Annotated in this window: 14 protein-coding genes; 3 read left to right on the top strand and 11 right to left on the bottom strand. The window is 30.6% G+C overall.

From position 1 onward, the window contains the following. Positions 1–241: 241 nt before the first annotated feature. Complete coding sequence (locus FJV36_RS07255; RefSeq protein ID WP_158729192.1) at positions 242–883, bottom strand: nucleotidyl transferase AbiEii/AbiGii toxin family protein; 642 nt, start codon at positions 881–883, stop codon at positions 242–244. Beyond that, positions 883–1,380 carry a helix-turn-helix domain-containing protein gene (locus FJV36_RS07250; RefSeq protein ID WP_158729191.1) on the bottom strand — a complete coding sequence of 166 codons (498 nt, stop codon included), beginning with the start codon at positions 1,378–1,380 and terminating at the stop codon, positions 883–885. The genes FJV36_RS07255 and FJV36_RS07250 overlap by 1 nt, the downstream gene beginning before the upstream one ends. 245 nt (positions 1,381–1,625) lie before the next feature. On the opposite strand from FJV36_RS07250, the gene FJV36_RS07245 reads away from it, so the two are divergent. The 3 genes from FJV36_RS07245 to FJV36_RS07235 are packed head-to-tail and all read left to right on the top strand — an operon-like array spanning position 1,626 to position 3,071. After that, positions 1,626–1,835 carry a helix-turn-helix transcriptional regulator gene (locus FJV36_RS07245; protein WP_158729190.1) on the top strand — a complete coding sequence of 70 codons (210 nt, stop codon included), beginning with the start codon at positions 1,626–1,628 and terminating at the stop codon, positions 1,833–1,835. 2 nt (positions 1,836–1,837) lie between these two features. After that, positions 1,838–2,152: a HipA N-terminal domain-containing protein gene (locus FJV36_RS07240; RefSeq protein WP_158729189.1), complete on the top strand. Its 315-nt coding sequence runs from the start codon at positions 1,838–1,840 to the stop codon at positions 2,150–2,152. Further along, entirely contained in the window at positions 2,145–3,071 is a 927-nt protein-coding gene (locus FJV36_RS07235) for a HipA domain-containing protein (RefSeq protein WP_158729188.1), read from the top strand. Before FJV36_RS07240 ends, FJV36_RS07235 begins: the two co-directional genes overlap by 8 nt. Positions 3,072–3,205: 134 nt before the next feature. Here the strand turns inward: FJV36_RS07235 and FJV36_RS07230 are convergent, their stop codons facing one another. The 9 genes from FJV36_RS07230 to FJV36_RS07190 form a co-directional block, all read right to left on the bottom strand. Next, positions 3,206–4,159 carry a phospholipase D family protein gene (locus FJV36_RS07230; protein WP_158729187.1) on the bottom strand — a complete coding sequence of 318 codons (954 nt, stop codon included), beginning with the start codon at positions 4,157–4,159 and terminating at the stop codon, positions 3,206–3,208. A gap of 53 nt (positions 4,160–4,212) precedes the next feature. Next, a complete protein-coding gene (locus FJV36_RS07225) occupies positions 4,213–5,907 on the bottom strand; it encodes a DUF262 domain-containing protein (RefSeq protein ID WP_158729186.1) in 1,695 nt (564 codons plus the stop codon). Positions 5,908–6,207: 300 nt separating this feature from the next. Next, the gene (locus tag FJV36_RS07220) at positions 6,208–6,957 is read right to left on the bottom strand and encodes a hypothetical protein (protein WP_158729185.1); all 750 of its coding nucleotides are present in this window, start codon (positions 6,955–6,957) and stop codon (positions 6,208–6,210) included. Next, positions 6,954–7,892, bottom strand: a complete 939-nt coding sequence (locus FJV36_RS07215) for a hypothetical protein (protein WP_158729184.1) — start codon at positions 7,890–7,892, stop codon at positions 6,954–6,956. The genes FJV36_RS07220 and FJV36_RS07215 overlap by 4 nt, the downstream gene beginning before the upstream one ends. Then, positions 7,870–8,208 carry a hypothetical protein gene (locus FJV36_RS07210; protein ID WP_158729183.1) on the bottom strand — a complete coding sequence of 113 codons (339 nt, stop codon included), beginning with the start codon at positions 8,206–8,208 and terminating at the stop codon, positions 7,870–7,872. The genes FJV36_RS07215 and FJV36_RS07210 overlap by 23 nt, the downstream gene beginning before the upstream one ends. A 25-nt stretch (positions 8,209–8,233) precedes the next feature. Beyond that, positions 8,234–8,572, bottom strand: coding sequence for a hypothetical protein (locus FJV36_RS07205; protein WP_158729182.1), 339 nt, complete (start codon positions 8,570–8,572; stop codon positions 8,234–8,236). A gap of 20 nt (positions 8,573–8,592) precedes the next feature. After that, entirely contained in the window at positions 8,593–10,566 is a 1,974-nt protein-coding gene (locus tag FJV36_RS07200; protein ID WP_158729181.1) for a site-specific DNA-methyltransferase, read from the bottom strand. 145 nt (positions 10,567–10,711) lie between these two features. Further along, positions 10,712–11,941 (bottom strand): hypothetical protein, encoded by a 1,230-nt coding sequence (locus tag FJV36_RS07195; protein ID WP_158980962.1) that lies wholly within the window; start codon positions 11,939–11,941, stop codon positions 10,712–10,714. Positions 11,942–12,021: 80 nt separating this feature from the next. Next, on the bottom strand, positions 12,022–12,924 hold the full coding sequence (locus FJV36_RS07190) for an IS1595 family transposase (RefSeq protein WP_158728025.1): 903 nt from the start codon (positions 12,922–12,924) through the stop codon (positions 12,022–12,024). Positions 12,925–12,973 lie beyond the last annotated feature (49 nt).

The following is a 12,973-nucleotide window of genomic DNA, read 5'->3' as shown; positions in this document are numbered from 1 at the left end:
CAAAACAGCGACCAACGGAAGCTCGTTTTGGGTTTATGTTTTTAAGGCGATTCCCGCGGACTTGCAGTGAATAGCAGGAATAGGCAGCCAGAATATTTGGAGTAAAGTGTTGATGAAATTACTTTCCGATACAATATCTAATTTATCAGTATTTGTAAGGTTTTAGCAGGGTAGAGGTGTACAAAAAGAGTACTCAATATAGTAGAATACTCATTTGTAAAGACAGTAAAAGAAATTATAGCTATTTAAATTGGAGAATGATTTCTTCAAAATCCTCCTTTATAAACTCCCAATACTTTCCTTTAAAGCAAATTGGATTAAAATCTTCATCAGCTTGTTCAAAGGATGTAAAGTTTTTTATTATTAAATCTTTGTCATGTGAATAAGGATATCTTTGCTCGTGTAAATCTAACATTTGGCTTAAATCATGAGACCGAAGTAATTCATGTAGATCCCAAAAGTCTTTTTTTCTCCCTCCTCCCTGAATAACTTCTAACTTCATGGCGATAATTTCTTCAATAGTTGCCATTCTGATACCATCAACTTCTATAGCGGGTTGGATATAATCGTCTGTGTAATACAAATCAAGTTTTACGGTATTTTCTTTATTTTCTCCAATACTATAACTTTTCCCCATTGCTGGAATAGTGTCTAAAAAATCTACATATTGAAAGTTATCTTTTAGATAAATTTCTATGGCTCTAAAATCTAGTGATCCGTAGTCAGCATCACTAAACAGATCAATATCGATAGATTCTCTATGCCCTATTTGTAAACTCAATGCTGTACCGCCTACAAGTCTAAAATCATCAAAGATTTTTGATTGCATTAATTGAATCAAACTTTCTTTAAGCAATTTATTTACAGTGGAATAGTATAACATTACGCTTGTTCTTTATTTTTATAAACAGTATAGGGTTTACGAGTATTTTGCTTAAGTGTAGACCTAATGAGTTCGCTTTTATAGAAACGTTTTATTTCTTCTTTTTCAATATCATTTCCTCGTTCGAATATTCTAAGAATTACCGCTGCACTTTGTTTCTGCCAATCAATTTTATTGATATCTGTATCCCAAAACAACACTTTTCTTAAAAGGTTTAAGTTTGGAGTTTCTTGTTTTGTTTTACTTTTTTGTTCCTGAATATCAAAATAGGTTTGTAGTAAAGCTAGTGAGCCTTCCTCTAAACTTAGTTTTTCTTCAATTTTCAATGCCAGTGCTACATTGAGTTTCCTTCTTCCTTTTGTTATTGCGTTTATAGTTTGTGGATGCTCCCCAATTGAAAGGGCAAAAGGACGCTGTGAAATCGCTTTTTTGTTAAGTAAGCGTTCCAATACTATTCCAGGATGTATGCCTTTGTATTTTTCGATTAATGTATCCATAGTACAAATGTAAACATTTTTGTTTACATGGAGATCGATGCGGTGGTAATTGTTTTTTATCACCGCATATTTGCGGTTATTATTACCGTTATAGCAGTTTTTGTGTTCTTTTTTTTAATTTTTCAATTGTAAAATCATCTTTTACCGCTTTGTTTACTGCTATAGCAGTAATAAAAGATTATTTATATTAAATAAATGTTTTGTAATATCTAAATTGTTTATTTTTACCGTTAAAACAGTATAAAATGGATGATTTTGATTTAGGTGCTTTCATTAAAGACCATCGAAAAAAAGCAGGATTGACACAACTTGAACTAGCCGACTTAGCTGGAGTAGGTAAGACCACTGTTTTTGATATTGAAAAAAATAAAGAAACAGTTCGTTTGAACAATCTTTTTGCAGTACTCCGCGTGCTAAATATAAAAGTCGAATTCAAAAGTCCTTTAAATAAATAATTATGAGAAGAGCAATTGTATTTGCACACGCAAAAAGAGCTGGAATTTTAACGGAGATTGCTGCTAACGACTACCATTTTGAGTATGATGAAAATTATGATGGTGAAGCGGTTTCATTAACTATGCCTACAACTCAGAAAAAATATAGCTATACATTCTTCCCACCTTTTTTTGAAGGGCTATTGCCTGAAGGAGTAATGTTAGAGGGTTTACTACGAATTGTCAAAATTGATAAGAAAGATTATTTCTCTCAACTGATTGCAACTGGAAATGATTTAGTAGGTTCAGTAACGGTTAAATTGATGGAAGATGAATAGATGTCCTATTACATATGAATTGTGCGGTATGGATAAGTACAGTGAAAAAGGACTTCGAATGATAGCTCCTAAACTGACGTATTTAAATGATTTACCCTATACAGCTGTTGAGCTTCGTCAGGAAGCCGCAAATAGGGCTAAAAAGCTATCCATTCAGGGTGTGCAACCAAAGCTTAGTGCAGCAATTTCAATAGTAGATCAAGAATTCAAAATTGTGGATCAATTTGGAACTTACATTATAAAGCCACAAAATGATTTATTTCCTCAATTACCCGAAAATGAAGATGTAACGATGCGAATGGCAAAAGTGTTTGGTTTAGAAGTGCCATTTCACGGGATGCTATATGGTAAAGATGGTAGTTTGTCTTATTTCATTAAACGTTTTGACCGTTACGGTAAAGGAAATAAGTACGCAACAGAAGATTTTGCGCAATTGACTGGGAATACTAGAGATACAAAGTATCGTTTTACGATGGAAAAATTGATTCCTGTACTTGACGAGTACTGTTCCTTTCCCGCAATTGAGAAGGCTGACTTTTTCAAAAGAATTCTTTTTTGTTATTTAACTGGAAATGAAGACATGCATTTGAAAAATTTTTCGCTAATTACCAAAAATGAAAAAACAACATTGGCACCTATTTATGATTTTCTAAATTCTACCATAGCGATTAAAAATCCACAAGAGGAAATAGCACTGACCTTAAAGGGAAAAAAAAGTAATTTAAAAGCAACGGATTTCATAGATTATTACGGCAAGGAAAGATTACAGCTCAACGAGAAAACAATAGCAACTATTCTCAAACAAATGAAAAAAGCAACTCCTAAATGGAAGGAGCTGCTTGAAATTTCTTTTCTTACTGATGAAATGAAAGAGAAGTATTTGGAATTATTAGAAAGTAGGGTAGGGATGTTTTGGTAATCACTGTATAAATGCGGTGATTAAGTGATTTTTTCACCGCATGTCTTAGATTATATATTTTTTGCCTATGATAAGTATCTACTATGCAATTATCATAAAAATTAGATCTTATTGATTAAACTACATTTTCATTACTAAAATAAAATCGGTTTTGCCATTGACGTTTTTCCATTAGATTCTCTCCCTGTTTTGTGACAATAATTTTCTTTATAGTGCCAGTTTTCATACATAACCCAGGTTTGATAGGCATCGTAGGAGTAAGGTTTTTGAGGATCAAATGGAATTCGTATACCTGTTCTTATGCAATACCCATATTCTTCATCTTGATTTCTGTGGCCTCTGTAATTTGAATATTTATGATTTACTTTTTCTTCCTCAACAAATTCAGCTTGTTGGTGTCTATATGTTTCATGAGATTCTTGTTTTGGTATATTTTTGATTTCAGGGATGTACTCTTCCCGAGTTGGTTTTATGTCTGTATCAAATAAGGATAATTCAAAATTCTCATAATATTTTTTTTCAAAATCTCTATTTCTGTAGAGTGCATCGGTTACATCAAGCAGTACTTTTGATTCTACATATTTTTTTGTCAAACCCAAGTAAGCTTTTTTAAAAATGGGGCGCTTTATATAAACACATGGATTTTCAGTGATAACTTGATAGGTATAGCTCATTGAATCTATAAATAGTTTTTCTAAACTAAGTTTTGAATTTTGGAAATAAATACCATATTCTATATTTTCTGTCATCGATTTACCAAGTAGGTTCAATGATGTCAGTAAAGCCTCGTTTTCATTAGCATAATACTTTGCATGTAAGTTTTTGCAATAAATTATAGCTATGTTACTGAACTCTTTAAATACTTCTAAATCAGCTGGAGTTAAGCTTCTCTGAGTTTCTCCTTCGTTTTTTCCAAAAACGATCACAATTTCAAGTTCAGGATTATTTTTTAGTTTCTTAAAGACAACATTTTTACAATAATCATCAAGTCTTATAAAAGGGGAGAGGATAATTAGCTCTTTTTTTGCATTCCAGATGATATCTGTTAGTTTATCATCTAATTGTTTTTCGGTAATGAATTCAGGCATTTTAGTAATAGTTTTTATTTTAATTTGGGTGAAACTGTATTTTAATCCTACTCTTAAGATTCTAGGATTGATTCTTCTAAATCTTCATATATTTCAAGTTCTGCATTTGATGTGTCTTGAGGAATAATGAATGTATTTAACTCCGCTGTAATTCTTTCTAATCTATTTTCATAAAAAGTATGGTAATCGTTGTCCCAAATACCATCATTATTTATATCTATAAAATGCGTTTTCATAGTTTCTTCTAATTCTTCATTTTTGGAATCAAATGATTTCATGTACATTGCAGGACTCTTAGCTTTTATTACATTTTTATTTAAATATCCATCTACAATTGTGATGTTAACAATATGATTTACATTAAAATATTCAATATCTGGTTTATTTTTTGCTAACCATGACTTTGGGAAAAAGTGATGATAATTTTTACTCGTAGCAATTTTTAGCCAACTATTATCAATTATCACATCTAGGTTACTATCAAATGATTTTGGTTTTTGTTTCGCATATAAACACAGGATTGCTTTATTAAACGATTTGCCAGTGCTAAACCATCCATTTGCCCGGACAAAATCCTTGTTTACGGCAACTGCCCACTCGTATTTTGGTAATTCGTCTGCAATTATTTTATCAATTTTTGCAATATCCTGAACTAATTTACCTTCAACTCCAGATGAATATCTAAAACCTAACGAGGCTCTCCAAAAGAAATCTTCTAATCTCTTTTTCATAATACCACTAGGATTGTTTTTGTGTTTGTAATAAAAATAGCTAAACGGCACTAGCAAAGCATTATAGGGTAATATTCTACCAACAACAATTCCGTAACTTCTAAAGAAATCAATGCTGCTTTTTATACAATTCACTGCTTCATCCCAAATGTTAATAAAAGCCATCTTGTCTAGTTTTAAGATTGTTTTTCTAGTACAATCTTTTTCTAACAATATGGATATAACTTGAAGTATTGTAGCTGATGGGATCGTATCGTAATGGCTTGCACTTAGTTCTGCGGACAGTTCTTCGTATTTAACTGATAAATCAAATATTTCTTCCTCATTTTCAAGTTCGCTCTTCTTTTCAAAAATATGATAGGTTTTAGCTACCATAATTTCGAATAGTGATAATGATTTACCACCCACATTTAACCTTGTAAAAACCTCAGTAGCAACATCTATTTGGGCATTTTTTAGATTGATAACTGAAAAAGTATAACCAGAAAGTACATTTTTATAATGGTCTAATTTTTCATGAAGTTCTTCGGGATAATTTTTAAAAATTGCGTAACCACCTTTCATTAAGTCGGTGAGCTTGATTATTTTTTCGGTACCACATTTCTCTATTTCAGTGGTTACAATATCTTCTTCTTCATCAGCCCATAAATTGATATAGATTTCTGAATAATCGGATGTTTTGCCACCTTCCTCTCCAATTTGTACTCCTTTTAAAGCAGCATACAATGAAGTTAAACGTTGTTGACCATCTAGCACATAATTTACAAATTCACCATGCTTAGGCTCTGGTAAAACTATGTTACCAAGATTACGAACGGACCTTAATCGTTCGTTTGTTCTCCAATATATAAACGTTCCAATAGGATAACCTTTAATAATACTATCTAATAATTTTGCTGAATCTTTTATGCTCCAAACAAACTTCCTTTGAAATTGCGGTATTTTAACCTGACCCGTTTCTATTTCACTTAGTAGGTCTGTGTATTTAACTGATATATTTTGTAATGATGTGCTCATATATTTGTTTTAAAAAATTTGTATTGTTATTATTCGATATATTATTTATCAGTTATTACTGGTTTAATCCTTAATTGTATTTAGTATTACCACATTCCCCACAACTTATTTTTTTTTGCTACCGTATCTAAATTTATCCTAGCTTCTTTCTTTATTTCTAAAGGTAGATTTGGATATTTATATTCTTTTCCCAACTAACGTATGTTTTAGAAGTTGTTATTGAAGAAAACTATTGTCACGGCCTTCTGACCCTTGTGCTTAATCTATTAAATTTATTATTAGTTTGAAAGCTACTTTTACTTATGCTTTATCAGATTTCTTATTATTGTTTCTAACTTTTTTCAAAGTATCCTTTTTTATAATTATTATAGGTCTATTCTTTTTAAGTATTGAATCTAAATATTTAATTTCAATAGGGTTCTTAATTGTTGTACTAGGTTCTTCTTTTTTTACAAAAAACAATATTGAGGAAACAAACATAACCAGTATTCCTGTTAGGAAGATACCAAGTTTAAAGGATTTGTGTGCATGTAATAAATTTGTTCCTTTTTCATTATTTATCTTAACAGCTTTCTCAATTGAGTAAAGATAATCTCTAACTAGTTCGGCATTAAATTTTTCAATTGATTCAATTTTAAAATCTAGGACATTTGCAGGATTAGCACGTGGATATTTAAATTTTTTTATATTAAAATTTTTAAGAGCGTTTGTTATGGACAAGAGATAAAACAAAAAAGTAACTAGTAGCAAAACAATTATTAAAATTTTAAGGATAAGTGAAATACTTTCAAATTTGTCCATTATTACAGGAACAAATAAACCTAATAAAGAAAAAACTATGCTAGTTTGAGAAATGATTTGTGACGTCTTATTTTCAATGAAACCAAGACGATTGTTTTCTTCTTCTAAAACAGATTTTAAAAATTCTTTGTGCAATACTATTTTATCTGAATCTGATTCTTTTTTTAAATCATAATTTTTGTGATCATAACTACTAGTTTCTTCTTCTTTTGTAGAAATGATACCAATACTCTCTAAGAAATTTTTCATGATAGTAGTTCGCTTATTATTGAATCGGAAATATTTAAGCCTGTTTCATTTTCAATCCAAGCCCATTGTCCGTTGGGATTAATTTCTAAAAAAATATAATTACCTTCTTTGTCTTTGATTATGTCTATTGCTCCAAATTTAAGATTCAACATTTTAACCAATGAAATACATTTTTCTTTTATTTCATTTGGAATTTCTTCTGGATAGAATTCTAATTTTTCTTTGCGCCAATCGGTTTTAGTTGCTTCTAATATTTGAGAATTAACGCCTGCTGTGAATACATTTTCCCCAACCACAGTTACACGCAATTCAATTGTCTTTTCTATTTTTTCCTGAAAAATGCAAGGTGTCAAATCGTATTTTTCTAGCTCTTCAATGTGTGATTCTTTTAAAACATTAGTAAAAATATACTCTGTCTCGTTGTTGTTATTAATCCTTGATTGTGACAAAGGTTTTATAATTACATTTTTTGAGTTATTAAGGTAAAATGTTTTCAAATCCTCTTTAGAATTAGTAACCAAAGTATTAGGTATTTTGAATCCCAAGCTTTTGGCTAGTCTTAATTGATATAATTTGTTTTCAGCCTGATAAATACTAAAAGGATTACTTAGCCATTTTGCATCAATGGTAGAAAATAAATTTTTCAACAAGGATTCATATTCGCTTAATAAATAAGCTTTTTCAGCTAAATTTTGATTATCTATGATAGGCAATTTTGTTCTTCTAAACCATACTGAACCGAAATTAGTTTCGCCATCAAATTCTAATTTGAAATTATTGTCGATTTTGAATATGTTATTAATTATGTCTTCACAATTAAATCTTTTGTACTTTATACTTCTTTGATTCAATTTATTAATTACAAAATCACTTGTGTAATCTTCTTTGTGAGTTATTATTAGGATTGTTTTCTCAGTCATTATCTGTTGCTTCATGAGATACTAATGTTACGGAAGATGTTCCCATCATTGATTTTACAGCGTTGAAACTAGCATCATTATCGTTTCCTTCAATTTGATATGATGTATGTGTTACTGTACTCATCAGTAAACCGATATTTTCGCTATCACAATCCGAAGATTCATTTAAAGTTCGTGTATGGGTTGCTGTTGACATATTCAGGAAATCGATAGCTGGAAGCCTTGTTTTCTTATCAATGGTAAGGTTTAATTTAGAACTATATTCTATTTGAGAAAAATCAAAATTTTCATTATGTGATCTTTCTGTATATTGTAAGATTAACGGATTCATAATTGAATTTTCTTGGATAGTTTTCTCAGTCATTGTCTGTAGCTTCTTGAGAAACAAATGTAAAAGAATTTGTTCCCATCATTGATTTGATATTATTAAAACTTGAATCATCATCACTACCTTCAATCTGATAAGAGGTGTGTGTTAACGTTCCCATCATTAATCCCATATTTTCGCTATCAAAATCCGATGATTCATTATAAATTTTTGTGAAAGTTTCAGTTGACATATTCAGATATTCAATTGCAGGAAAACCTGTTTCTTTATCAATAGTTAAATTCAGTTTTGAATCGTATTCTATTTTAGAAAAATCAAAATTATCTTTATTAGATTTTTCTGTGTATTGTAAAATTAATGGGTTCATAACTTGATTTTTATACATTTCTAAAACGCATTAAATTTATCCCCTAAATAATGCTTCAAATTATATTTTTTGGTAGTATCTAAAGCTCTTTCTAAACAAATGAATTTCTGCTCCGTATTGGTTTTAAAATACTCCACTGTTTCTAAATCAATGCTAACATCTAAACATATTAGAGTTTCTTTTTCATCATCAAAAGCCAAAATAATCTCGTTCTTTGTGAATTGGGTCTGTACTGCCGTTTTGTAGTTTAATGAGAAGTTATTTTTGAGCAATATCTCCGTCATAAGTTCTTCTTTATTGAATGCATTGACTAACTGGCTTTCTTTATCTGCAATGTATTTTTTGAGTAATGCTAAATTTTCTGCATCTGATAATTCTGGATCAGGAGCAAACTCTACTCTTGGAAAATTTGATTTTTGTAATTTGAATACTTTGAAACCTAAATTTTTTAAAGATTCTCCTTCTTGATCTTCAGCAAACAAATCAGGCTGTTGCGTTTTTTTATCTTTTACTATTTTCTCGATAACTTTTTTGTTTCTAGCAATTGTAATGTCACTAATTTTCTTGAAACCAGCATTATAGGCTTCACTTTTGATTTTGGTTTTTTCGGGTATTTGTATCAATATAAAATTTCTATTAATAGTCGACTCATAATTTAAGTCAAAGATTGAATGACCTGTAGTGCCACTACCTCCAAAAAAATCGAGGATTATATCTTCTTTCTTTGTAGACATGTCAATAATATTTCTGATCATTTCTACTGGTTTTGGATTTTCAAAAATTAAAGCTCCAAATGTTGATTTGATCCATCGTGTATCAATTGAATTATCAAAGTACCAAAAATTATCTGGAACTGACATATCATCAGCATTGATATAATCTTTCATACCGGGTGGTGTATTTTCATCACCATACCAAATCAAATTCTCTTCTTGTAATCTGATTAATTCTTCATAAGATTTACCCCATCCTCTTTCAGGAATAACACATGGTAAATTTGTTGTTGGATTTATTATTGTATAATCCTTTGAACCACCCTCTCTTGATAAATCAGCATCTTTAAAAACACCATTTTCATCTACTTTATTCCATCTGTTTAAATGAGAATATTTTGGACGTTTATATAGTTCTTTGATTTCCTTATCAATTTCATCTAACGATAAATCATCTTTTTTTAACTTTATGAATAAATTTGAGATGTCTTTAGCTCCTTTTTTTAATATTCGCCATTCAACGTTTTTAAGTGCTTCTTTGTTTTTTGCAAAACAGTAAAAATATTCTGTCGAAACACTTACTAATTTTGCTTGGTTTTTTGTAGAATTATTTTTGTGAACATATTTAGCAATAAAGTTTTCTGTTCCAAAAACTTCATCACATAACTTTCTTAAATTATGTACTTCCTTGTCATCTATAGAAATAAATACTAATCCATCTTCTCGTAGTAATTGTCGAGCAATCAATAAACGAGAATACATCATATTAAGCCAATTGGAATGATAACGGCCATCATTTTCTGAATTTGTATCAATTTTAACTCCTTCCTCTGTAGTTTCAATATCATCCCAATACCCTTTTTTATCTTGGGTAAAGTTATCACTGTATACAAAATCTTTTCCTGTATTGTATGGAGGGTCTATGTAAATGCACTTTATTTTTTCACGATAGCTACCACTTAATAGTTTTAGTACTTCGAGATTCTCCCCTTCAATAATCAAGTTTTCGCTAGAGTCTGGATTTACACTTCGGGCTTCATCATAAACTAATGTAGCATTACTTGGTGTGAAAGCATTGCGTTTTGCTTGGCTCTTGCCAAACCAACGAAATTCGTAACGTTCGGTTTCGTTAACCGTATCAGGATTTACTGCTTTTTTTACTTCATCAATATTGAGACTTCCTTCACTGGTAAACCAATCAGGAAATTGTTGTTTTAAAGTTTGTAAACGCTCTTTGTTCCAGTCGTTGCTTAATGGCATATAATCGTTAATGGATTCCATATAATTTTTAGGCTTTTTTTATTTTTATTTCTAAACCCGTTGCTATAATTAGGTTTAAAATCTTTGTTTTGAAAATCATTTTCCCAACGTTGGGAACTTGATTTTTTGTTTATCACCTTCCTGACATCAGGAAAGTGATATGTAATTACATCTTTGCATTTATAATTTTATCTGCTTCGGTTTTAAAATAAGAGAACTCTTTAACGGGAGCTTTGTATTGTACTTCTAATCCTAATTTTTGAAAATGTTTCATGGCACAACGTATTTTGTAAATTTCACTTTCTTTAAGTGCTTTTTTATCATTAATATCGTTTGTCCCTTTGGTTTCAATCACAAAATAGAATTCACTTTCGCTTCCGTTTTTTAAACTTTTACGTTTCATTACTAAGCCAAAATCAGGCTCATAATTACCAATAGGTGTTTTAATTTTGTACCAGCTCGGTAATTTTAAAAAACAAACTACCTCTGCATCTTTGTCAGCATCTAATGAAAAATCTCTTTCTACATCACTATCCACAAGCATTTTATCAAATACTCCCTTATGTGGTGTTTCTACAAAACCTTTGTTGGAAATATTTTTTACAAAATCATTGAAATCAAAAGGATAACTCTCGCCCGTAATTTGGTAATCTAAACCTCTAATCATTTCATTTAGTTCCACATCACGAATAATAACCGAAGCTTCATGAATAAATCGAGGTGGATTTTTTATCATTTGATCTAAATTATTTAAACGACTAATAATCTTAAATAACGTATTGTAACTGACTCCTGTGTTCTCACTTATTTCCTCAATTAAATCTAAAGGCGTAAAAGTTGATTTTTGTATTACCTTTTCTGAACCTTGAAAAGTATCGTTCTGACCTTCTTCTGTAATTGCATTAATTAAAAAACTGGATGCTTCAATAACAAAATCAGGTATTTCAATTTTATTAATTCTCTCCGCAGATTCCGCAATCAAATTATCTTCATCAAATGACATGGTGTATTCCGTTTTTTGCGCTAAAGCGTTCCAATATTTTCTAAAAGCCTTGTCAATTTCACTAGAAGTATTGCGTTTAAAACTTACTTCATCGGCTGGGATTCCTTTATGAGAATGTGACAGTCCTGCGCCAGCATTGGTAGAACCATAAACCGATTTTATTTCTTCTTGATACTGCGTAACAAATGTTTCGTAGGTTTCATTTGGGATTACAGTTAGCTGATTGATTCTATCGCTTTCAGCTACATTTAAAGCATCATAAACTCTTTGTCCGTCTTGGTTTACACAAATACGCAAACCACGCCCAATCTCTTGGCGTTTTTTAATTTCGGAATAGGAATTATTTAAAGTCGCAATGTTAAAAACATTCGGATTATCCCAACCTACACCCAAAGCAGAATGTGAAAAAACGAATTGTACTGGATTAGAAATGGTTAAAAGTTCTTCTTTTCCTTTTAATATTATCGAGTTACTTACTTAATGACTACGATTTGCTTCCAACCCTGATGCGGATGTGAGACTAATCGTTTGAATATATTATCAAAAATAGAATCTTTGTAAATTGACCTGTTCAGTCGATAAAAATATTCATCTAAATATTTTTGGAGATGTTCCTTTTTGACGTGTGATTGAATCGTTCTTATTGCAGTTTTTACCTGATGAATAATAGTGTGCATTTCTTTGAAGTTTTTCCCAGGAACGCTTTTTTCTTGGACGATGTTATAGCTCTTTGCTATTATTTTGTAAGCTGTCCATTGGTCTGTTTTAATATTCGCATCTTTACTTATATGCTCGTCAAATAATGGTTTTATTGACTTTGCAGAATAATCATCAATAACATTTGCATAACCTCTTTTTATCTTTCCTTCATCTGTCAGCTCAACAGCACAAGCAACTTTTGCCTTTTTGCTATCGTAACTTCTACCTTGTTTTCCTGTTTCTTTTCCGCCAACTACAAATTCATCAACTTGTACATTTCCTGTCATTGGATACTGTTTTGAGGACTTCATCGCAAGTCTTACTTTTTGCATAAACAACCAAGAAGTCTTTTGAGTTATTCCATAGCGTTTTGCCGCTTGAGTTGAGGATATTGATTTGGTTGTACAAGTCATTTCAAAGGCAATACAAAATGCTTTTTGAATTCCAAATTTAACTCTATGAAAAAGAGTTCCTGCCGTTGCACTCTCTTTATATCTACATTTGGTACACTCTCTTTTATTGTGTTTTTCAAAATAAACATACTTCGTATTCTCGCAACGTTTACATCTATAGCCGTCTTTCCACTTCTCATTGGCTATAAATTCACGGCAACTTTGGTCGTCTGGGAATGTCTTTATGAACTCTAAAATATTCTCCCCCTGAAATATACTTTCCATATCCTTGTATTTACTATAAATATAAGTGTTTTTTAAGTAAGTAACTCTA

The organism is Flavobacterium sp. I-STPP5a (assembly GCF_009764685.1).
Lineage (GTDB): Bacteria > Bacteroidota > Bacteroidia > Flavobacteriales > Flavobacteriaceae > Flavobacterium.
This window is presented reverse-complemented; position numbering and strand designations above follow the sequence as displayed.